Origin of the sequence: Streptomyces sp. NPDC058872, from assembly GCF_042743065.1 — a bacterium.
Taxonomy (GTDB): domain Bacteria; phylum Actinomycetota; class Actinomycetes; order Streptomycetales; family Streptomycetaceae; genus Streptomyces.
In genome coordinates this window covers 12545-33313 of record NZ_JBHYMK010000014.1, presented here as the reverse complement: position 1 = coordinate 33313, position 20769 = coordinate 12545, and the positions used below count along the sequence as shown (strand labels likewise).

Annotated in this window: 17 protein-coding genes; 5 read left to right on the top strand and 12 right to left on the bottom strand. The window is 72.7% G+C overall.

The genetic code is table 11. From position 1 onward, the window contains the following. Nucleotides 1-11: 11 nt before the first annotated feature. The 3 genes from ACFW22_RS11370 to ACFW22_RS11360 form a co-directional block, all read right to left on the bottom strand. Nucleotides 12-1673, bottom strand: a complete 1662-nt coding sequence (locus tag ACFW22_RS11370) for an FAD-dependent oxidoreductase (RefSeq protein WP_386401698.1) — start codon at nt 1671-1673, stop codon at nt 12-14. A 33-nt stretch (nt 1674-1706) separates the two neighbouring features. Next, the gene (locus ACFW22_RS11365) at nt 1707-2609 is read right to left on the bottom strand and encodes a diiron oxygenase (RefSeq protein ID WP_384885957.1); all 903 of its coding nucleotides are present in this window, start codon (nt 2607-2609) and stop codon (nt 1707-1709) included. Nucleotides 2610-2819: 210 nt separating this feature from the next. Continuing rightward, nucleotides 2820-4610, bottom strand: coding sequence for a S8 family serine peptidase (locus tag ACFW22_RS11360; protein ID WP_386401910.1), 1791 nt, complete (start codon nt 4608-4610; stop codon nt 2820-2822). Nucleotides 4611-5153: 543 nt separating this feature from the next. Here ACFW22_RS11360 and ACFW22_RS11355 point away from each other — a divergent pair. Continuing rightward, nucleotides 5154-5552 (top strand): YrdB family protein, encoded by a 399-nt coding sequence (locus tag ACFW22_RS11355; RefSeq protein WP_386401695.1) that lies wholly within the window; start codon nt 5154-5156, stop codon nt 5550-5552. Between the two features lie 96 nt (nt 5553-5648). Here ACFW22_RS11355 and ACFW22_RS11350 read toward each other — a convergent pair whose 3' ends face one another. Further along, on the bottom strand, nt 5649-6116 hold the full coding sequence (locus ACFW22_RS11350) for a MarR family winged helix-turn-helix transcriptional regulator (RefSeq protein ID WP_386401693.1): 468 nt from the start codon (nt 6114-6116) through the stop codon (nt 5649-5651). Nucleotides 6117-6233: 117 nt separating this feature from the next. Here ACFW22_RS11350 and ACFW22_RS11345 point away from each other — a divergent pair, with 117 nt between their 5' ends. Continuing rightward, the gene (locus ACFW22_RS11345) at nt 6234-7679 is read left to right on the top strand and encodes an MFS transporter (RefSeq protein ID WP_386401691.1); all 1446 of its coding nucleotides are present in this window, start codon (nt 6234-6236) and stop codon (nt 7677-7679) included. 158 nt (nt 7680-7837) lie between these two features. Here the strand turns inward: ACFW22_RS11345 and ACFW22_RS11340 are convergent, their stop codons facing one another. Then, on the bottom strand, nt 7838-8689 hold the full coding sequence (locus ACFW22_RS11340) for a VOC family protein (RefSeq protein ID WP_386401689.1): 852 nt from the start codon (nt 8687-8689) through the stop codon (nt 7838-7840). Nucleotides 8690-8830: 141 nt separating this feature from the next. After that, nucleotides 8831-9763, bottom strand: a complete 933-nt coding sequence (locus tag ACFW22_RS11335) for a MerR family transcriptional regulator (protein ID WP_386401687.1) — start codon at nt 9761-9763, stop codon at nt 8831-8833. Nucleotides 9764-9907: 144 nt separating this feature from the next. On the opposite strand from ACFW22_RS11335, the gene ACFW22_RS11330 reads away from it, so the two are divergent. Then, on the top strand, nt 9908-11413 hold the full coding sequence (locus ACFW22_RS11330) for an alpha/beta fold hydrolase (protein ID WP_386401685.1): 1506 nt from the start codon (nt 9908-9910) through the stop codon (nt 11411-11413). Between the two features lie 136 nt (nt 11414-11549). Here ACFW22_RS11330 and ACFW22_RS11325 read toward each other — a convergent pair whose 3' ends face one another. Genes ACFW22_RS11325 through ACFW22_RS11305 form a run of 5 tightly spaced genes read right to left on the bottom strand, consistent with a single transcriptional unit; the run spans nt 11550 to nt 16804 of the window. Next, nucleotides 11550-12350 (bottom strand): ABC transporter ATP-binding protein, encoded by an 801-nt coding sequence (locus tag ACFW22_RS11325; RefSeq protein WP_386401683.1) that lies wholly within the window; start codon nt 12348-12350, stop codon nt 11550-11552. Beyond that, on the bottom strand, nt 12347-13348 hold the full coding sequence (locus tag ACFW22_RS11320) for an ABC transporter ATP-binding protein (RefSeq protein ID WP_386401681.1): 1002 nt from the start codon (nt 13346-13348) through the stop codon (nt 12347-12349). Before ACFW22_RS11320 ends, ACFW22_RS11325 begins: the two co-directional genes overlap by 4 nt. A gap of 5 nt (nt 13349-13353) precedes the next feature. Further along, on the bottom strand, nt 13354-14223 hold the full coding sequence (locus ACFW22_RS11315) for an ABC transporter permease (protein ID WP_386401679.1): 870 nt from the start codon (nt 14221-14223) through the stop codon (nt 13354-13356). Beyond that, complete coding sequence (locus ACFW22_RS11310; protein WP_386401676.1) at nt 14220-15173, bottom strand: ABC transporter permease; 954 nt, start codon at nt 15171-15173, stop codon at nt 14220-14222. The genes ACFW22_RS11315 and ACFW22_RS11310 overlap by 4 nt, the downstream gene beginning before the upstream one ends. Further along, nucleotides 15170-16804 carry an ABC transporter substrate-binding protein gene (locus tag ACFW22_RS11305; protein WP_386401674.1) on the bottom strand — a complete coding sequence of 545 codons (1635 nt, stop codon included), beginning with the start codon at nt 16802-16804 and terminating at the stop codon, nt 15170-15172. Before ACFW22_RS11305 ends, ACFW22_RS11310 begins: the two co-directional genes overlap by 4 nt. 130 nt (nt 16805-16934) lie before the next feature. Here ACFW22_RS11305 and ACFW22_RS11300 point away from each other — a divergent pair, with 130 nt between their 5' ends. Further along, the gene (locus ACFW22_RS11300; RefSeq protein WP_386401672.1) at nt 16935-17999 is read left to right on the top strand and encodes a LacI family DNA-binding transcriptional regulator; all 1065 of its coding nucleotides are present in this window, start codon (nt 16935-16937) and stop codon (nt 17997-17999) included. 48 nt (nt 18000-18047) lie between these two features. On the opposite strand, the gene ACFW22_RS11295 is transcribed toward ACFW22_RS11300, so the two are convergent. Then, nucleotides 18048-19682 carry an amidohydrolase gene (locus tag ACFW22_RS11295; RefSeq protein WP_386401670.1) on the bottom strand — a complete coding sequence of 545 codons (1635 nt, stop codon included), beginning with the start codon at nt 19680-19682 and terminating at the stop codon, nt 18048-18050. A gap of 92 nt (nt 19683-19774) precedes the next feature. Here ACFW22_RS11295 and ACFW22_RS11290 point away from each other — a divergent pair, with 92 nt between their 5' ends. Further along, nucleotides 19775-20497, top strand: a complete 723-nt coding sequence (locus ACFW22_RS11290; RefSeq protein WP_386401668.1) for a TetR/AcrR family transcriptional regulator — start codon at nt 19775-19777, stop codon at nt 20495-20497. Nucleotides 20498-20769 lie beyond the last annotated feature (272 nt).

Genomic DNA, 20769 nt, shown 5'->3' with positions numbered 1-20769 from the left:
GCCGTTCCTGCTCAGCCCGACAGTCGCAGCCGCCCGCCGCCCGCCGCCGCGACCAGCTCCGGCACCGTGGCGAGCTTCACCCGGGGGCGCCCCGCCTTCCGGCCCCGCGCCCGTTCGACCCGCTCGATCGACGCCAGGCCGCGTGCGTCGACGAGCCCCCGCCCGACCCGCTGCCGAAGAAGCCGCCGGAAGTCCCGGGAGGTCCCCGTGGGCGCCGGCAGCCTCCCGGCGACCGCATCCGAGAGCAGCGTTCCGACCGTCTCCTCCGCGCACGACCGGTTGGCTCCGATGCCGCCCGAAGGGCCGCGCTTGATCCAGCCGACGACGTAGTTGCCGGGTGCCCCGGCCACCCGCCCGGCCGCGTGCGGCACGGTGCCGGTCGACTCCTCGAACGGCAGCCCCGCCAACGGCAGGCCCCGGTAACCGACGGCCCGCACCAGCAGCCCCGTACCGATCTCGCGGCCGGCGGTCGCCCCCTCCTCCGTCACCCGGACCGCCCGTACGGCGTCGTCGCCGAGCGCCTCGACCGGGGCGGAGTGGAAGCGGAGCACGATCCGGCGCCGGTCCCGCGGCGGGGCCGCAGTCCAGTCCACGGCCTCCCGCTCCAGGCCCCGGAGGAGCGCCGCCTTCGCGCGCGGCCCCGCCGCGTCGATCGCCGCGCCCGTACGGGGGTCCGCGTCGTCGACGACCAGGTCGACCCCGGGCAGGTGCTTCAGGGCGAGGAGTTCGGAGGTGGTGTACGCGGCGTCCTCGGGGCCCCGGCGGCCGAGCAGCACCACCTCGCGGACCCGCGCGTCGCGCAGGGCGGCGAGGGCGTGGTCGGCGATGTCCGTGCGGGCGAGGTCCTCGGGATCCATCACGAGGACGCGGGCGACGTCGAGGGCGACGTTGCCGTTGCCCACCACGACGACCCGTTCGGTGGGGAACCGAACGGCGTCCGCCTCCGTCTCCGGGTGCGCGTTGTACCAGGAGACGACGGAGGTCGCCGAGACGCTGCCCGGCAGGTCCTCGCCGGGGATGCCGAGCCGTCGGTCGGAGGACGCGCCCACTGCGTAGACCACCGCGTGGTGGTGGGCGGCGAGCTCCTCGGGGGTGACGTCCCGGCCGACCTCGACCCCGAGGCGCACCTGGACCCGGGGGTGGCCGTGGAAGCGGGCGAAGGCCTCCCCGGCTCCCTTGGTCGCCGGGTGGTCCGGTGCCACGCCGTAGCGGACCAGTCCGCCGGCGACCGGCAGCCGGTCGATCAGCGTCACCTCGGCATTGGTGTGCAGCAGGAGGTCTTCGGCGGCGTACATGCCGGCCGGTCCGGTGCCGACGACCGCGACCCGGATCGGTGCGAAGTCGGCGGGGATCGAGCGGTCGAAGGCCGGCTCGCCCCAGGCGTGGAAGTTGGGCGAGGCCAGGACCGGGGCGGGCGTGCGGTCCGCGTAGTAGGAGGCGTTGACGGCCTCGTACTCGCGCAGGCGACCGGTGAGGCGGTCGGCGGGGAAGATCGCGTCGACGGGGCAGGCATCGGCGCAGGCGCCGCAGTCGATGCAGCTCTTCGGATCGATGTAGAGCATCTCCGTGGTGCCGAAGTCCGGTTCGTCCGGCGTCGGGTGGATGCAGTTGACCGGGCAGACGGCGATGCAGGTGGCGTCGTTGCAGCAGGTCTGGGTGATGGCGTAGGTCATGTCGTCGGCTCAGCTCGGATCTTCGGGAGGGGATCAGATGAGGTTCGCGCGCTTGTAGAAGAAGAGCGCGGGCCGGGTCAGGAGACGGGCCGAGGCGAGGAATTCCATGAGACCGGCGCAACTGGCCCGCATCTGTGCCTTGTAGTGCTCGTTGGCAGCCGCTTCGCGGCGGGCGCGCACCGGGTCCAGGCCGGCCCGTGCGTACACCTCGGGGCTGACCAGGCTGGTGACGATGTAGTACGAGGCGATCGCGATGACCAGGGCGTGGAAGTGACGGCGCGCCGGGCCCGCGTGCGCCAGGTGGCGGCGGGTCTCGTCCCGGGCGAACTTCATGTGCCGGGACTCCTCGACGACGTGGATGTTGTTGATGGTGCGGACGAAGGGGACGACCCGCTCGTCGCGCATCCAGTCGCGCTGCATGACGTCGAGGACCTCTTCGGCGACCAGGATGCCGGCGTAGGCGGCCTCCCCGAAGCCGACGGTCTTGAAGGCCCGGCCCAGTTCGAGTACCGCGCGCTTGGGGCGGTAGGCGGGCGCGCCGAGCTTCTGGGCGCCGCGGGCGAACATGATGGAGTGTCGGCACTCGTCCGCGATCTCGGTGAGGGCCCATTGGAACCGCGGGTCGGTGGGGTCCTTGGCGTACATGTCGCGCAGCACCATCTGCTGGAGGATCATCTCGAACCAGATGCCGGTGCTGGCCACCGACGCGGACTCCTGGCGGGTCAGCTCCTTGCGCTGCTCCTCGGTCATCTCGTTCCAGTAGGCCGTCCCGTACAGGCTGTTCCACTCCGGGCTCTGACCGTGGAAGTCCTTGTCGAGGGGGGTGTCCCAGTCGACCTCGACGGCGGGGTCGTACGAGAGCTTGGCGGCCGACAGGAGCAGCCGCGCGGCGACGTCGTGGTCTTCGTTGTCCGGGCGAACGGTGCTGCTTGCCATGGTGCGGCTCCTTGGGTCGCGCGTGCGGCTCGGGCTCTTGTTAGACATCGCGTCTAGCAAGCTTGTTAGACGGAACGTATAGCAAGCTCCCGGGGGAGGCCTACCCCTCGGTACGGACTTTTTCTCCCGGACCCGCAGCGGACGCGCGAACGGGGCCGGAGCCCTGGTGGCTCCGGCCCCGTCTCAGGGGTCACGCGATGCGGAAGGTGCTTATGAGAAGGTCAGGTTCCAGGCGTCGATCCGGCCCGTGTCCTGCCTCGCGTTGTCGTTCACGCGGAGCTTCCAGGTGCCGTTCGCGACCTCCGACGAGGCGTTGACCGTGTACGTCTGGACGATGTCGTCCGCGCTGCCGCCCGAGCGGTTGTGCAAGGTGTACGCGGTGCCGTCCGGAGCCACCAGGTCGACCTTCAGGTCACCGATGTAGGTGTGCTTGATGTCGACGCCGACCTTGAGGTCGGCCGGGGCGTTGCCCGCCACGCCGCTCACCGTGATCGCGCTCTCGACCGTGGTGTTGTCGTAGATCGCGACGTCCGTCAGGTTCTCGAAGTAGCTCCCGGCGGGCGGGGTGAAGCCGCCGACGGCCTTCAGGGCGTCGACCGCGCCTTCGCCGAAGAAGCCGTTCTTGGTCGTGGTGCCCGTGCAGCGGGAGTCCGAGGGGCACGCCCGGTCGGTGGCCTGCGCAGCGAGCTGGTCGCGGATCTGCGCCGGGGTGAAGGTCGGGTTCACGCTGGCGATCAGGGCGGCGACGCCGGCCACGTGCGGGGAGGCCATCGAAGTGCCGCTCTTGCTGCCGTACTTGCCGCCCGGGAGCGTGGAGTACACCTGGGTGGATCCGTCGCCGCCCGGCGCGGCGATGTCGATGACGCCGTTGCCGAAGTTCGAGTACGAGGCCTTGGCGCCGCCGCTGGCCTGTGCGGCGACCGTGACGACGCCCGGCAGCTCGGTCGGGATGTCGATGCAGGCGTTGGTGAGGGTGCGGGTGACCGGGGTCGAGTCGTTGGGGCTCTCGGAGTCGGTCGTCTTGTTCGCCAGGTCGTAGTTGGAGTTGCCGGCGGCGGCCACCTGGAGCGAACCCTTGCCCTCGGCATACTCCTGGGCCCGGCGGACGCCCTCGATGATGGCGGCCTGGTCCAGGTTGTCCGGGCAGTTGAACTGCCACGGGTCCGTGTAGTAGCTGTTGTTGGTGACCTTGAAGCCGTGGTCACCGGCCCACATGAAGCCGCAGATGGTGTTCTCCGCGAAGAACAGGCTGCTGTTCGGCTCGGCGATGCGGACCGAGGAGATCTTCACGCCCGGAGCGACTCCGACGACGCCCTTGCCGTTCTTCGCCGCCGCGATCGTGCCCGCGACGTGCGTGCCGTGGGTGCCGACGTCGCGCCACGCGCCCGTACGGGTGTCCGCCTTGCCGTAGGCGCAGGAGGCGGAGTCGACGGCGTTGAAGTTGGGTGCGATGTCCTGGTGTTGGTCGTCCACGCCGGTGTCGAGGACGCCGACCTTCACCGACGACGAACCGGTGGTGACCGCCCAGGCCTGGTCGGCCTTGATCTGGGTCATGTCCCAGCGGTTGGACTCGGTCAGCGTGGTCGTGGACTGCGCCGGATTGGCCGGGAGCGCCGGGTTGTAGGCGTCGGCGGGGACGTCGGACGTCCGGGTCGCGCCGACCTGCTGGACACCGCTGACCGTCCGCATCGAGGCGGCGAACGAACCGGACGTCGAGTGCGCCACGATCACGCCGATCGCGTCATAGGTCGCGAAGACCGAACCGCCGTTGCCCGCCACGGCGCTGCTGACGGCCGAGGTTCCGCCGGGAGCGGTGATCACCAGGTACGCGCGGGTGCCGGCGGCCCAGGCGGTCTGCGCCGCGGGCTTGGCGGCGGCCGTGCCGGCTGCCGGTGCGGCGGTGTTCGTCGTCACCGTCGTCGCCCCCGCCGAAGTGACCGCGACGGGCGCGGTGTCCGACGGTGCTGCATGGGCGAATCCGCCGGGGCCGGCGAGCGCCATGGTCGTCCCGAGGGCCGTCACGGCGAGGGTCGAGGTCATCGACCGGGTGGATATGAGGGAAAACAATGCGTCCTCCGATGGCCCGGTGACGTGTGTGACGCCTGCCGGGCCCTGTGATGTGTGGGGTGGAGGCAAGATCCCAGACTCGTCGTGCGGAGGGAAGTGTTCTGTCCGAAAAGCCTGTTCATGTGATGCACTGTTGATCTTTTCGGGTCGAGAAGGTGAACGGATTGGTGATTCGTCCCGTTCGTTCTCGCCCTGCTCCGGGTGCTGTTCGGACGGACGGCGCTTCGGCATAAGGGGTGTTCGCGTCCTTCGGGCGCCCCCCTGCGGGCGCGGGGCCGCCCGCGTCGGCCGGTCGGGGTCCTCCGGGCGCGGCGCTTGCCGCGGGAGTCGGTGGGAGCGGTCGGGTGCGTCCGTACGGGAGCCGCTTCCCGAAGTGCCTTGCCCGCGAACCGAAGCGCCTCGCTCCGAAAGCGGGTCGTCACCGCCGAAGCCGGTGGGGCGGACGTCCGTCGAAGGGGCGTCTACGATCGGGCCGTCGTGTGCGTGATCGACGTCGAAGGGTTTCCCGTGAAGCTGCCCGGTCCGCTGCACGTCCTCAACGAAGGCCTGGCGTTCGTGCTGGAACTCGCCGCCCTGGCCGTCCTGGCCTGGTGGGGGTGGAGCGTCCCGGAGGGCCTGCCGCTCCGACTGTCGTCGGCGTTCGCCGCGCCGGCGGCGGCGGCCTTCCTCTGGGGCCTGTTCGCCTCGCCCAAGGCCCGGTTCGCCTTGCCCCTTGCGGGGGTCCTGGCAGTGAAGGCCCTGGTCTTCGGCGCGGCGGCGGTCGCGCTCCACGGGCTGGGTCGGCCGGAGTGGGCCGTCGCCTTCGCCGTCGTGGCGCTCCTCAACACCGCCCTGGCGTCGGTGGACCGTCGGGCCGCGATGCACCGCGGTGGCTGAGCGCGGCCCCGGTCGGGGAGCCGGCCTTCGGGGCGGTCGGCAGGGGGCTTCGGGTGGCGGGCTTGGGTGCCGTGGTCGTCCTCTGTCGGGCGGAGCTCAAGGGCGCGGCCAGGGGCGGCCTTCGAGGCGCTCGATGTCCCGGTTGAAGCGTTCCAGGTAGCCGGCGAAGCGGTCCACGTCCTCGGGTGACCAGTCTTCCATCACCCGCTCCAGGCCCTCGATGTTCGCGTTCCGGTCGGCCTGGAGGCGGCGTTCTCCCTCCTTCGTGATCCGGAACTTGCGGGCGATGCCGCCGTCCGGGTCCGGAATGCGTTCCACGACTCCGGAGCGGAGCATCGCGGCCGTCTGCCGGTTGAGGGTGGAGGCGTCGAGGCCGAAGGCCTCGCTGAGTTGCCCGATGGACATCGGACCGTGCATGCGGATGCGGCTCAGCAGGACGTAGGCGCTGCGGTCCAGGTTGCCGCCGGCCGCGCGCGAGCGCGCCGCGTAGAGGTGGGAGTGCCGGCCGAGCAGCATGGTCTCGAACTCGACCAGATGGGTGGGCTTGTCCACGGGCTTGTCCATGGCGCCATTCTCTCCCGCGATCCGTACATGTGCATCATGCACGGCTTGTGTATGAGGCTATTAATATGCATGATGCACAAACATGATGGCGTCACCCCGAAGGACCGAGGAGAACACGTGGACGGCTCCCCCACCGATGCCCGACCCGGAGGCGTGGTCGGCGTCCTCGCGCTCGCCGGCATCGTCGCCGCGCTCATGCAGACCCTGGTGGTACCGCTCATCGGCGACTTGCCGAAGCTCCTCGGCACCCGTGCCGCCGATGCCTCCTGGGTGATCACCGCCACTCTGCTCGCGGGAGCGGTCGCCACCCCCGTTGCCGGCCGGCTCGGGGACATGCTCGGCAAGCGGCGGGTCCTGCTCGCCTCCGTGGTCCCCCTCGTCCTCGGCTCGATCGTCTGCGCCCTCGCCTCCTCGGTCACCCCGATGGTCATCGGTCGTGGACTCCAAGGCCTCGGCATGGGGGTCGTGCCGCTCGGCATCAGCCTGCTCCGCGACGTCCTGCCGCCCGAGAAGCTGGGTGGCTCCATCGCCCTGATGAGCGCTTCCATGGGGGTCGGCGGAGCGCTCGGCCTCCCCTTCTCCGCCGCCGTTGCCGAACACGCCAGTTGGCGCGTGCTGTTCTGGGTCGCTGCCGGACTGAGCCTCCTCGTCGGGGTTCTGATCGGGCGCGTCGTCCCTGCCGGGCGGCAGGACGCCGTTCCCGGCCGCTTCGACCTGCCGGGCGCCCTCGGCCTCGGCATCGGGCTCGTCTCCCTGTTGCTCGCCGTCTCCAAGGGAGCGGCCTGGGGCTGGGGCAGCAGCACCACCCTCGGGCTGTTCGCCGCGGCGGTCGTCGTCCTGCTGGCCTGGGGCATCTGGGAGCTGCGCATCGCCGACCCGCTCGTCGACCTGCGCATCACCGCCCGTCCGGTCGTCCTGATGACGAACGTGGCCTCGGTCCTGGTCGGATTCGCCCTGTACGCGCAGTCGCTGGTCGTTCCCCAGCTGTTCCAGTTGCCCGAGGCGACCGGCTACGGGCTCGGACAGTCGATGATGGCCATGGGGCTCTGGATGGCCCCGGCCGGCCTGATGATGATGCTCCTGGCCCCCCTCGGGGCCAAGCTCTCGGCTGCCCGCGGCCCCAAGACCACGCTCTCCGTCGGTGCGCTCGTCATCTCCGCCGGATACGGTTCCTCCCTCGCCCTGATGGGTTCCACCTGGGGCCTGTTGGTCGTCACCCTCATCTGCAACACCGGAGTCGGACTCGCCTACGGCGCCATGCCCGCCCTCATCATGGGGGCGGTCCCGCAGCGGGAGACGGCCTCCGCCAACAGCTTCAACACCCTGATGCGCTCGATCGGCACCTCCGTCGCGGCCGCCGTCATCGGAGTCGTCCTCGCCCAGATGACGACCACCCTCGGTGGCCGCGTGCTGCCTTCCGAGAACGGCTTCCGGGTCGCCATGCTCGTCGGCTGCGGGGTCGGCCTCGCCGCTGCCGTGATTGCCGCGCTCATCCCCACCAGGGGCCAGGTGCAGGCCCCTGCGGCCCCCTCCGAGCTGCAGGGATCGTTGCCCCGCGGGTGACGGTACGGAACGCGGTCGAAGCCGGCGCCCGAGCGGTGGCCCGGGGCCCGCACGGCCTCCGGGCGACCGCACCGCCCTCCAGGCCGGAGCGGATCACCCGACCGGATCACCTGACCGGATCACCCGACCGGATCACCTGACCGGATCACCTGACCGGATCACCCGACCGGGGCCTCCGCCTCCAGGGTGAACAGAGCACCCTCCGGGTCCCGGACCACCACCCGCCGCCCGTCGGCGCCGTCCGCCGGGCGCGCCCCGGCCCACTCGCCGCCCGGCACCACCGATCCGCCGTGCCCTTCGACCGCTGCCCGGGCCGCCATCAGATCCGGCACCCGGAAGCGCACCAACCAGCGGGGCCGCGACTGCGGCCGGGGCGAGGTGGATTCGACCGGGCCGCTGTCCAACCGGGCGACGGCCTCACCGTCCCGCCGCAGCACCACCTGGTCGTGCTCGTACGACACCTCGCAGCAGCCCGGGCTCCCGTCGGCCCAGCGCAGCACCCCGCCGTAGAACACGGCCGCGTCGAACGCATTGCTGGTGTGCAGCTCCACCCCTGCCGGGGCCTGCCGCCCGCCCATGTGCCAGCGCGAGGCCAGCGGCCCCTCCCAGATGCCGAACGCCACACCTTCCAGATCCGTGGCGAGCGCCGCCCGCCCCCGCGGCGGATACGACATCGGCCCCACCCCGACCGTGCCGCCGCGCTCCCGGATCCGCGCCACCGCGGCATCGGCGTCGTCGACCGCGAAGAACACCGTCCAGGCCACCGGCACCGCCGGCTCGACGGTCACCGCGGTGATCCCGGCCACCGGCACCCCGTCCCGCTCGCCCACCAGATACGCGTCGTCGGGGGCGACCCGCCGGAACGTCCACCCCAGCACCGCGCCGTAGAAGCGCTCGGCCGCCCGCAGGTCGCCCGTGGACAGATTGAGCCAGCACGGTGCTCCCACCGCGTTCCCGGTCGTCGGCGCCGACACCGGCACCACCTCCTCGTCGTCCCGCGCGCGGGGCACCGAGCCCGCGCCCTCACACCAGCCTGCGCCGTGCGCCCCTTCCCCGCCCCTTCACCGGGTACGCACGCACTCACCCACGTGCCTCCGATCACCACACCCCCGGGTGTGCCGCAGCGGGTCGACGGACCACTGCGACCGGCGTCAGGGGAGTCGACCGTGGACCTCGGCCCCGAGGGCGACCGAGAGGTGGTGGTGCAGCGCGCCGAGCGCCGGCTCCCCCGGAGCGAACAGACCGGCGGCGAGCTTCCAGTAGCGGGGGAGCACGAGACTCTGGTCCCGCGCGAGCAGGTCGACGAGCCGGCGGCGGAAGACCGGGGTGTCCGACTCCCCGCACGCACGGGCGTAGGCCGAGACGAAGCAGTCCAGGGCTCCGCCGTCCTGCGGCGCCCGTCCCGCCCGCACCCCGTCCGAGGAGAGCGTGTAGGCCTCGGCGAGACCCTCGTAGAGCACGGCCGGACGGTAGGTGCCGTTCGGAAGCGGCGCCGCGGGCCGGAGTCCCGGCAGGCCGAGGCGGGGATCGGTGACCAGCGCGTGCAGTCGGGCGAAGGCGAGCACCTGGTCCGGAACCGGCTCCTCCGGCAGGAGCGGCACCACCGAGTCGAGGACCAGGGTCACCAGTCGCCCCGGCAGCCGGGCCGGCAGGAGCCGGCGCCAGAACCCGGCCAGCGCATCCGTGCTGGGCGGGGAGGGCAGGGCGCCGAACAGCCGCAGCCGCTCCGCGCGCTCGTCCGGTGCACAGTCCCGGAGGGACCGCAGCGCGGCCTCCTTCCACCGCAGGGCGAGCAGCTGGGAGCCCACCTCCCGCAACTGCCCGGCCACGGCCCGTTCCAGCGCCTCGTCCGCCGCGTCCCGGTCGAGGACCCGCTCCACCTCGGGAACCGGTAGGTCAAGGGCGCGTAGGGATCGGATGAAGCGCAACCGGTCGAGGGCCTCGACCCCGTACCTCCGGTGACCGCCCGAGCTGCGGCCCGCCTCCGGAAGGAGGCCGCGATCCGAGTAGAACCGCACGGTCTTGACGGTGACGTCCGCGCGGGCTGCCAGCTCGCCGATGCTCCACAGGCCGTCGGGCAACACGAGGTGAACCTCCTTGGGCCGGTGCGGACCCGCTCGGGTCCTCCCATTCTGACGCCCGGTGCGCGGAGCTCCGTCTTGAACCTCCCCCAGGGGGAGTTCCTAGCGTGGCCGCGAAGCGACCCCGAGAGTGGCGAGGAGACGGCGATGACGACGTTCGTACTGGTGTCGGACGGCTTCACCGGAGGCTGGGTGTGGGAGGAAACCGCGGCGCGGCTGGCGGAGGCGGGCGCGGAGGCGCATCCCGTGGACCTGACCGGGACGGGCGCCCGGTCCGCCCCCGGGGTCGACCTGGAGGCGCACGTCGAGGAGGTCGTTCGGTGCGTCGACCGGATCGAGGCGGCCGAGGTGGTCCTGGTGGGACACGGATACGGTCTGCACCCGGTGCTCGGCGCCGCGGACCGGCGGCCCGGGCGCGTCGCCCGGATCGTCTCCGTGGACACTGACCTCCCGCAGGACGGCGAGCCGGCCGTGCGCTCGGTGCCCGATCCCGACGTGCGGGAACGACTCGTCGGCGGAGCCGGCCCGGCCGGGGACGACGGATGGGTCCCGGCGCCGGCCCCCGGCACCTGGTCGCGCTGGGGCAGCCTCCACGGGATTCCCGCCGAGGCCCTCGACCGCCTGGAGCGCCTCGCATCGCCCCAACCGGCACGCACCCTCACGGAGCCGCTCCGGCTGACCGGAGCCGCCTCCGCCCTGCCCGGCACCGGCATCCTCTGCACCGTCAACGGGACGAGCATCGACCTGATCCAGATGCTGATGGAGTCGGGTCCGCCCCGGATGCAGACGTACGCAGAAGAGCGGTTCCGCTTCTTCGAACTCGGCACCGGACACTGGCCGATGCTCTCCGCCCCCGCCGAACTGGCCGATGTGCTGCTCCGTGCGGCGGCCGGCGGGGGGCGCCGGCTGACCGCTCCGGTGCGCGAGCACCAGCAGCCGTCACACCTCCTGCCCTTCCTCCTCGACCCGCCCGAGCGTCCCCGCGAGCGGATCGGTCGGGTCGACTTCCACCTCCCGGAGGCAGACGGGCCCCGGCCCGCAGTGGTCTTCGTCCACGGCGGGCCCGTCGCTCCCGACCAGCGTCCCACCCCGCGGGACTCCCCGTTCTTCCTGGGATACGGCCGCTACGCGGCGAGCACGGGGATCGTCGGCGTGACCCTGGACCACCGGTTGCACGACCTCGCGGACTATCCGCAGGCGGCCCGGGACCTCGCCGAAGCCGTCGACGCGGTCCGGGCCCATCCCGCCGTCGACGGGGAACGGATCGCGCTCTGGTTCTTCTCCGCCGGTGGACTGCTCACGACGGACTGGCTCGCCGCGCCCCCGTCCTGGCTGCGCTGCCTCGCGGCGAACTACCCCGTCCTGGCAGCGCTGCCCGGATGGAGGGCGGTGGACCCCCGCTTCCGTCCCGCCGACGTCGTGGGGACGGCCGATGGGCCACCGATCGTCCTGACCCGGGCCGGTCTCGAACAGCCGGTCTTCGCAGCGACCGTCGAAGCGTTCCTGGCCGCAGCCGCCGAGCGCGGGGCGGAGGTCGAGGTCATCGACGCACCGGACGCCCGGCACGGCTTCGAACTCGTCGACCCCACCGATGCGTCCCGGGAAGCGGTGGCACGGGCGATGGCCGCGGTCCACGCGCACCTGACGGGTTGACCGGGGCTCCGACCCGGGGACGAGGCCCGGTTCCCGGGGCGGTGACCGGGCCCGGCAGGCTGCCCGGTTTGCCCCCGCGGCAGCAGCGGTGACGGCGGCGCCGTCCTCGGACGGACCTGCCGTCCCGCCCCGCCCGTCACCGGACGGCCCGGCGCCCGCCGCGCCGCGGTACGGAGTCCAGGAGCAGTCGGGTGTACGGATCCTCGGGCGCGTCCAGGACCCGAGCGGTCGGACCCGTCTCCACGACCCGGCCGGACTTCAGGACCAGGACCTCCTCCGCGACGTGCCGGACGACCGCCAGGTCATGGGTGACGAACAGGTAGCTGATCCCCGACTCGCGACGGATCGCACCGAGGAGTTCGAGGATCTGGGCCTGGATCGACACGTCGAGCGCGGCGACCGCCTCGTCCAGGACGAGGACCCGGGGCTCCACCGCCAACGCCCTTGCGATCGCGACTCGTTGGCGCTGCCCGCCGGACAGCCCGCGAGGAAGGGAGGACGCCTCGCGGGTGCCGAGCCCGACCTGCTCCAGCAGCTCGGCGACCCTGGCCCGGCGACCCGCCAGGTCCCGCCCGGAGTGCAGGCGCAGGGTCTCCTCCAGGCAGTCGGAGACGGTCACCCGGGGGTCGAGCGACAGATAGGGGTCCTGGAAGACCATCTGGATCCCCCGTGCCCGGGCGAGCCGCTCGGTCCGCCCCCGGAAGGAGCCGGACCGGTCCCGCCCGTCCAGGTGGACGGTGCCGCCGTCCGGGCGCTCCAGGCCGACGAGCATCCGGACCGTGGTCGTCTTGCCGCTGCCGGACCCGCCGACGAGGGCGAGGGACGTCCCCGGCGCCAGCGCGAAGGACACGCCGTCGACCGCCGTGTGGTCCCCGTACCGTTTGCGCAGGCCGTCGACGACCAGTCCCTTCCGGGGCGGGGCGGACGAGACGCTCATGCCGTGATCCCTTCTTCGGCGCGGTGGCAGGCGGCGAACCCGTCGCCGTGACGTACGAGTGCGGGTGCTTCTTCGGTGCAGCGCGGCAGGGCATGGGCGCAGCGCGCCGCGAAGGAGCAGCCGGGCGGGGCCTCGGCAAGGGAGACGGGGCGTCCGGGGACGGGCCGCGGAGCCGGTGACCCCGGTTCGAGGCGGGGGGTGGAGGCGAGCAGCCCCGCCGTGTACGGATGGCGCGGCCGGTCGAACAGCTCCTCCGTGGACCGGGTCTCCACGATCCTGCCCGCGTACATCACGTACACCCGGTCGCAGACGGACGAGGCCAGCTCCAGGTCGTGGGTGACGAAGAGCATGCCCGTGCCCCGCTCGGCCCGCAGCCGTGCCAGGAGCGTGATGACCTCGGCCTGGGTGGTGACGTCGAGGGCGGTCGTCGGCTCGTCGGCGACGAGGAGGACCGGCTCGGTCGCGAGCGCCGCCGCGATGACGACCCGCTGGAGCATGCCGCCGGAGAACTGGTGGGGTCGGCGGCGCAGCGCGCCGCGCGGGTCGCGGATGCCGACCGCGTCGAGGAGCTCCTCGGCACGGGCGGTCGCTTCGGCGGCGGGGGTTCCCGCCGCGCGCAGTCCTTCGGTGAGGAAGTCGCCCACCCTGCGCAGCGGGTTGACGGAGGCGCGCGGGTCCTGGAACACCATGGAGACCCGTCGGGTGCGCAGTGCGGTGAGTTCGGCGCGGTCCATGGCGAGCACGTCACGGCCGGCGACCCGGACCTCGCCCGTGGTGCGGGCGCCCGCGGGCAGGAGCCCGAGGACGCTGCGGCAGGCCACTGACTTGCCGGAGCCGGACTCGCCCACCAGGCCGACGGTCTCTCCCGGCCGCACCGTCAGGCCGATCCGGTCGAGGACGGGGCGGGCCGCCCGGTCACCGGCCAGGTGCACGCTGAGCCCGTCGATCTCCAGGACCGGTGCGGTTCCCGGGGGCGGGGAAGGAAGGGGCGTCGTCATCGTGTTCACCGTTCCCGCTTCGCGATCCGGTCGGCGAGTCCCTCGCCGACGGTGCCGAACGCCACCACGGCGAGCACGATGCACGCGGAGGGGGCGAGGGCGGGCAGCATCGCCCCCTGCAGGACGGCCGCCTGCCCTTCGTTGATCATGGCTCCCCAGTCGGCGGTCGGCGGTTGCACCCCGAATCCGAGGAAGGACAGCGCCGCCAGGTCCATCAGGGCGTATCCGAAGTTCATCGCGGACTGGGCGAAGACCGTCGGGGCGATGCCGGGCAGCAGCCGGCGCACGCAGACGGTCCAGCCGGACCAACCCTGCACCCGGTACGCCTCGATGTACGGCCTCGCCTTCTCCTGCCGTGCCACGCCCCGCACGAGCCGGCCCACGTACGGCGTGTACGCGACGGACATGGCGAGCACGGGCGCGGTGAGCCCCGGACCGAGGACCGACACCAACAGGATCGCGAGCAGGAGCCCCGGGAGCGCGAAGGCGAGGTCCATGGAGCGCGAGAGCATCGCGTCCACCCAACCGCCCCGCCAGGCGGCCAACACGCCCAGGAAGGTGCCCGAGAGCGTGGAGACGCCGACGACGAGTAGCGGCCCGAGCAGCCCCGTGCGGGCGCCGTGGATCAACCGGGACAGCACGTCGCGGCCCGACTGGTCGGTCCCGAGCAGGTGGTCGCCGGTGGTTCCGACCAGACTTGCCGACAGGTCGAGCGCCTCCGGATCGTACGGGGCGAGGAGGGGGGCGAGCAGGGCGGCCAGGACGAGCGCGGCGAGGACCGCGGTCGCGACCGCGAAGAGGGGGCCCCGGCCGAGGGGGCGCAGGGCGCGCATCCCCGGTCTGCGGTACGGAGCCGCGGAGGTGGTGGAGGTCATGAGGAGCCTTCCCCGAGGGACAGACGGGGGTCGATGAGCGGTGCGAGCAGGTCGACGACGAGGTTGACGAGCACGAAGGCCGCGACGCTGAGGAGGGTGATCGCCTGCACGACGGCGAAGTCCTTCGCGGTGACGGATTGCACGAGCAGCGAGCCGAGTCCGGGGACGTCGAAGGCGGTCTCGACGATCGAGGTGCTCACGAGGAGCCCGGCGAGCAGGGTGCCGCCGACCGTGACGACCGGGCCGAGCGCATTGCGCAGCACGTGCCGGCGGATCACCGACCGGGCCGCGACGCCCCGGGCCCGTGCCACCTCGACGTGGTCGCGTCCGAGTTCGTCGAGCATGGCCGAGCGGGTCACCCGGGCGAGGAGCCCCGCGAAGGACAGTGCCAGGGCGATGGCGGGGAGCGTCAATTGGTGGAGCCGCTCGGGCAGGCCCGTCGGGACGCCGCCGCCCGGTCCGGGGAACCAACCGAACCGCACGGAGAAGAGCGAGACGAGCGCGATGGCGGTGACGAACGGGGGAGTGGCGGTCGCGACACCGGTGCCGATCAGCACGATCCGGTCGGGGAGGCCGGGACGCAGGGCGGCGAGGACGCCCGCCGCGACCCCGAGCACCAGGACGAGCACGGCGGCATAGCCGACGAGCAGGACGGTGCCGGGTAGCCGGGAGCCGACGAGGGAGGTCACGTCCTGGTGGTACTGGGCCGAGCGGCCGAGGTCCCCGCTCAGCACCCCGCCGAGCCACTGGGCGTACTGGGCGGCCAGCGGATCGTCGAGGTGGTGCTCCGCCCGCAGGGCCGCCACGGTCTCGGGGGTCGCGGGGCGGCCGTGCAGCAGGAAGGACACCGGGTCGCCGGGGGCCAGGCGGACGGAGCCGAAGACCACGAGCGAGGCCACGAACAGCACTGCCGCCAGACCGAGGAGCCGTCCGAAGAGGTAGCGCGTCATCGCCGGTTGGCCCCGATCGTCGCGGCCCACGGGTAGTAGAGCTGGGCGATGCCGGTCGGAGCGCCGGTGATCCGCTCGCCGAGGAAGACCGAGTAGGGCGCCTCGTACACGGGGATGACCGGTAGTTCGTCGAGCGCGATCTGCTGGAGCTCCGCGGTGAGTTCGGCCCGCTTCCCCGGATCGGGTTCGGAGTTGGCGCGGTCGAAGGCGCGGTCGAAGGCGGGGTTCGACCAGTTGCCGTAGTTCCCGAAGTCGCCGGTGCGCAGGTACTGGTAGAACTCCAGCGGGTCGGGCGTGTTGTCGTAGCCGTTGGTGATGACCAGGTCGAGGCCGGTGCGGGCGCTCGGGTCGACGAAGATGCTGCTGTACGCGTCGGGGGAGACCGGCTTCAACCGGACGTCCAGCCCGATCTGACGACCCGCGGCCTGCACGGCGTTGGCCACGACGCTGATCTCGGGCGCGAGCGAACTGGTGGCGAGGGTGATCGTCCGCCCGTTCGCCCCCGCCTTCCGGACGAGTTCCTTCGCCGCGGCGACGTCGTACACCGGCTCGGGCAGGGTGTCGAAGAGCAGCGCGGTCTTCTCGGGGGCGAGCGCCCAGGCGCCGCGTGCGGCAGGGGCCTTGGCGGGCACGCCGACACCGCCGGCCGCGGCCCTGATGATGTTCTTCCGGTCGAGGGCCATGGACAGCGCCCTGCGGACCTCGGGTTTGCCGAGCGGACCGTGGAAGTCCAGGACGGCGAGGTTCGCGGCAGCGGTGTTGGGTCCGAAGAACACCGTGCCCTTGTCGCTGGAGCGCAGTTGGGCGAGCGAGGACGAGGGGAGGAGGTAGCCGCCGTCGACGCTGCCGGAGAGGAAGGCGCTGGAGCGGGCCGCGGGGTCCTCGACGAAGGTGAACTTCACCCGCTCCGATGCGGGGGCCAGCTCTTCGTCCCAGTAGGCGGTGTGCTTCTTGAGGGTGATGCTGTCGCCCTGCGCCCAGGTGTCGAGCGCGTAGGGGCCGGTGCAGTTCAGTCCGGTCCCGGGCGTGCCGTAGTCCTTGCCGGCCTCCTTGAGCGAGGCGGCGCTCACGACGGTGCCGGGGGAGGCGGCCATCAACTCGTGGAAGAGGACGTCGGGCTTGCCGAGGCGGACCGTCACCTCCAGGGGGCCGGTCTTCTCGATCGCGTCGACGTTCTTGAAGGCGGAGGCCCAGGGCGAGCCGGTCTTCGGGTCCATCTGCCGGGTGAGCGAGGCGACCACGTCGTCGGCGGTCATGGTGGTGCCGTCGTGGAACCTCACGCCGGGGCGCAGGGTGTACACGAGGGTGCGCGGGTCCGGCCGGTCGTAGGCCACGGCGAGTCCGGGCTCGACCTTCATGTCGGGGGTGACCCGGAGGAGCTGCTCGCACACGTTGGCGAGCACGGTGTTGGGCGGGTAGTCGTACGCGAGGGCGTAGTCGAGCGTGTACGGCTCTGCGTACAAGGACCAGGTGAAGGAGTCCAGCGGTCCGCGGGCGGCCGGCGAGGTCGGGGAGACCGTGAAGTCCGCGGCGCCGCCGGTCGGCGGGTTCGTGGCTCCCGAACAGGCGCTGCTGGCGGCTGCGAGGGCGGCGGTGCACAGCACGAGGGCGAGGGTTCTGGGCATGCGCATGGGACGCACCCCTTTACGGGTGTAGTGACGGGCTCGGGGGGATGGAGCGAGTATTGGTGCGGGAACGTTCCCGCACAAGACTTTGCGGGAACGGTTTTGCAGAGCGTGCGAGGGTGGCAGCATCACCTTCATGACCGAAGCTTCACGGCCCGGCGGGCAGCCCTCGCCGCCCATCCCGCGGGTCCGCCTCGTCGACGTGGCCCGCGAAGCGGGCCTCTCCAAGACGACCGTCTCGGCGGCGCTGAACGGCACCGGAAGGCTCTCTCCCGAGGTGCGGGAGAGGGCCCGCGAAACCGCCCGCAGGATGGGCTACCGGCCCAACGCCACCGCACGCCGGCTGCGTGCGGGACGGGCCCGGTTGATCGGATACGTGGTCGGTGAGTTCGCCGACGCCCCCTGGACCTTCCTGGAGTCGCCGTACTTCGCCCGGCTGACCGGTGCCACCGCGGCGACCTCGCTGCGCCGCGGCTACGCCGTGGTGCTGCTGCCCGCCGGCACGCTGCAGGGCGAGTGGGTCGACCTGTCGCTCGACGCGGTGGTCGTCGCCGACCCGGTGGCGGACGACCCGGTCGTCGAGGACCTCCTCGCCGCCGGCATCCCCGTCTTCAGCGACCGCTCCGTGGAGGGGAGGGCCGGCGCCTCCTGGGTGGACGTCGACGCGGACGCCGCCGTGCGCGAGGTCCTCGACCACCTCCACGGACAGGGAGCCGGACGACCCGTGCTCGTGGTGCCGGACAGCAGCACCCGCTTCCACCGCGAGGTCCGTGCCGCCCACCGCGCCTGGTGTGCTGCGCACGGCCTGCCGGAGTTGCTCGTGCACGTCGACGCGCCCGGCAACGGGCCGGTGGTGGAGGCCGTCGAGCACGCCCTCGCGGTAGCGGACGGAACCGAACGGCCGGACGCCCTCTTCGTGGTCGCCGAGGCCAGCCCGCCCCTCGTCCTGGAGGCGGCGCGCCGCCACCGGTACCGGGTTCCGGACGACCTGCTGGTCGTCCTGGTGAGCGAGGACGCCACCGCCCTGCACACCGACCCGCCGACGACCACGCTGAGCCTCCGGCCCGAGGCGGTCGCGGAGGCCGGGGTGGAGCACCTCGTCGCGGTCCTGGAGCAAGGTCGCCGGGAGCCTGCCGGGACGCTCGTGGCGACCCGACTGGACGTCCGGGCCTCCTCGCTGAGGTCGCCCCGGGCCGGATGAGGACGCCGGAGGGACGGTCGGGCGGAGCGGGCACGGCACCCGGGCCGGTCAGGCCGAGTGGACCAGCCGCCCGCCGACGTAGGTCCGCTCGACCCGGGCCTCGGCGATCTCCTCCGGCGGGCCGGTGAGGACGTCCCGGTCCAGGACGACGAGGTCGGCGAGGTGACCGGGGCGCAGGCTTCCGGTGTCGTCGAGGCCGTTCACATGGGCGGTGCCCGCGGTGTAGGCCGCCAGCGCCGTGCTGAGGTCCAGCCGTTGCTCGGGGAAGAAGACGCGCTCCTCGGTCGCCCCGGGCTCCCGGCGGTTGACGGCGACGTGGATGCCCTCGATCGGGTCCGGGCTGCTGACCGGCCAGTCGCTGCCCGCGGCGAGGGTCGCCCCGGCGCGCACCAGATCGCCGAACGGGTACTGCCAGGAGGCGCGTTCGGGGCCCAGGAACGGGATGGTCAGCTCGTCCATCTGCGGCTCGTGCGCGGCCCACAGCGGCTGGATGTTGGCGATCGCGCCGAGCACGGCGAAGCGCTTCAGGTCCGCGGGGTGGACGACCTGCAGGTGGGCCAGGTGGTGGCGGTTGCCCCGGCGCCCGTTGGCGGCGATCGCCGCCTCCAGCGCGTCCAGGGCCTCCCGGACGGCCCGGTCGCCCAGGGCGTGGAAATGGACCTGGAAGTCGAGGGCGTCCAACTCGGTCACGTACCCCCGCAGGGCTTCCGGTTCGACGAAGCTGAGACCGCTGTTGGCGGTGGCGCAGCCGCAGCCGTCCAGGTAGGGGGAGGTCAGGGCGGCGGTGAAGTTCTCCGCGATGCCGTCCTGCATGATCTTCACCGAGCCCGCCCGAAACCGCCCTCCGCTCCACTTCTCCCGTCGGGCGACCAGTTCGGGTATCTGCTCGGCGCCCCGCTCCCGGTCCCACCACAGTGCACCGGTCACCCGGGCGGTCAGCGATCCGTCGTCGGCGGCCGTCCGGTACGCCTCCGACGGGTCCGTCATTCCCCCGAAGGAACCGAGCAGTGCGTCCTGCCAGGCCGTGATGCCCAGCGAGTGCAGCAAGGTCTGCGCCCGCAGCAGAGCGGCCAGCCGCTCCTCCGGGGTGGTTTCCGGCAGCAGCCGGGCGACCAGCTCGATCGCACCCTCCTGGAGCATGCCGCTGGGCGAGCCGTCCGCCTCCCGCTCGATCCGGCCGTCGGCGGGATCGGGAGTGTCGGCGGTGAGCCCCGCGAGCTCCAGGGCCCGGGTGTTGACCCAGGCTCCGTGGTGGTCCCGGTTGGACAGCAGGACCGGTCGGTCCGGGACGACGGAGTCCAGCAGCTGCCGGGTGGGCAGTCCGCCGTCGAAACTCTCCATCGACCAGCCGCCACCGGTGATCCACGCACGGTCGGGGTGGGCGTCCGCGTACCGGCGGACCAGTTCGAGGTACTCCCGGACGCCGACCGTGCCGGCGAGATCGCACTCCGCCAACTCCTTTCCGCCGGACACTGCGTGGACGTGCGCGTCCTGGAAGCCCGGCAGCAGCAGCTTCCCCGTCAGGTCGACGACTTCCGTGGCCGGTCCGACGAGGTCCCGCACCTCGTCGTGGCCGACCGCTGCGATCCGCTCGCCGACGACGGCGAGGGAGGTCGCCCGGGTGCGGGCCGGGTCCGCGGTGAAGACGGGACCACGGGTGAAGACGAGATCGGCCGTGACCATGGGAGCTCCAGAGCATGTGGTGGCGGTTGACGGGCGCCATCGAACCCGGCGGGCCGTTTACAGGTCAATGGTGTTGACGTAAGGTGCCCGCCATGTCCGAACGCGTGGTCCCCGAAGGCAACAGACGTCGCCGCCGCCCCACCAAGCAGGGCGCGGTCCTCTCGGAGGGGCTCATCGTCGAAACGGCGCTGCGACTGATCGCGCAGCACGGTGCCGAAGCCCTCTCGGTACGGAGGCTCGGCGCCGCGCTCGGCGCCGACCCCACCGCCCTCTACCGCTACTTCAGGAACACCGACGCCCTGCTCCTCGCCGTTGCCGACGAGATGATCGGCCGTGCACAGGAGGGCTGGTCGGCCACCGGCGACTGGCGCGCCGATCTGCGCGAACTGGGCCTGCGCATCCACCGCTGCTACCAGACCAACCCCCGGGTGGCGGCGCTCGTGGCCCACCGCACCACCGGACGGCCGTACGAGACCCGGGCCGTCGAACGGATCCTCGGCGTCCTCCGTTCCGCCGGCTTCCCGGACGGCCTCGCCGTGCGGATCTACCACGCCTTCGTCGACCAGGCCCTCGCCTTCGCCGCCCAGGACGCCGCCGCACTCGCCCTGCCGCCGGCCGCCCGGGAGAAGGAGGCGGAGGTCTGGCACGCCGTGTACGGTCGACTCTCGCCCGACAGCCACCCGAACGTCGCGGCGACCTTCCTGCTGCTCGCCGCCGAGATGCGCGACAGCGGGTACCCGTTCGCCCTGGAACTGTTGCTCGGCGCGGTGTCCGCACTGCGACCGGACGCCACGCCCCCGGCGGACCCGGCGTGACGCAGGGCCCGGTGCGGCCCCGGTCGCGGCCGCACCGGAACCCGACCACGACGCGAGGGGGAGAAGCCCGGAGCCGGGACCGGGGAAGAAGCAGGGAACCCACCGGCGGATCCGCCCCGGTCGTGCCGGATCCGCCGGAGACGAGCGGGCACCGCCGGGAAACCCCCGTCAGGGGTGGGTGAACACCCCCGCCATCCGCGTGTCCGGATTGCTGCTCATCCCGACGATCGCGCCGTCGCCCGCCCGGTTGGCCCGCGCGTGCGCGCCCGCGT

Bases quoted from the DNA above. Each gene is read 5' to 3' on its own strand.
- ACFW22_RS11310 (WP_386401676.1), bottom strand. From the start codon at position 15,173: ATGACGCGCTACCTCTTCGGACGGCTCCTCGGTCTGGCGGCAGTGCTG.
- ACFW22_RS11320 (WP_386401681.1), bottom strand. From the start codon at position 13,348: ATGACGACGCCCCTTCCTTCCCCGCCCCCGGGAACCGCACCGGTCCTG.
- ACFW22_RS11365 (WP_384885957.1), bottom strand. From the start codon at position 2,609: ATGGCAAGCAGCACCGTTCGCCCGGACAACGAAGACCACGACGTCGCC.
- ACFW22_RS11360 (WP_386401910.1), bottom strand. From the start codon at position 4,610: ATGGCGCTCGCCGGCCCCGGCGGATTCGCCCATGCAGCACCGTCGGAC.
- ACFW22_RS11370 (WP_386401698.1), bottom strand. From the start codon at position 1,673: ATGACCTACGCCATCACCCAGACCTGCTGCAACGACGCCACCTGCATC.
- ACFW22_RS11315 (WP_386401679.1), bottom strand. From the start codon at position 14,223: ATGACCTCCACCACCTCCGCGGCTCCGTACCGCAGACCGGGGATGCGC.
- ACFW22_RS11325 (WP_386401683.1), bottom strand. From the start codon at position 12,350: ATGAGCGTCTCGTCCGCCCCGCCCCGGAAGGGACTGGTCGTCGACGGC.
- ACFW22_RS11295 (WP_386401670.1), bottom strand. From the start codon at position 19,682: ATGGTCACGGCCGATCTCGTCTTCACCCGTGGTCCCGTCTTCACCGCG.
- ACFW22_RS11290 (WP_386401668.1), top strand. From the start codon at position 19,775: ATGTCCGAACGCGTGGTCCCCGAAGGCAACAGACGTCGCCGCCGCCCC.
- ACFW22_RS11350 (WP_386401693.1), bottom strand. From the start codon at position 6,116: ATGGACAAGCCCGTGGACAAGCCCACCCATCTGGTCGAGTTCGAGACC.
- ACFW22_RS11305 (WP_386401674.1), bottom strand. From the start codon at position 16,804: ATGCGCATGCCCAGAACCCTCGCCCTCGTGCTGTGCACCGCCGCCCTC.
- ACFW22_RS11330 (WP_386401685.1), top strand. From the start codon at position 9,908: ATGACGACGTTCGTACTGGTGTCGGACGGCTTCACCGGAGGCTGGGTG.
- ACFW22_RS11300 (WP_386401672.1), top strand. From the start codon at position 16,935: ATGACCGAAGCTTCACGGCCCGGCGGGCAGCCCTCGCCGCCCATCCCG.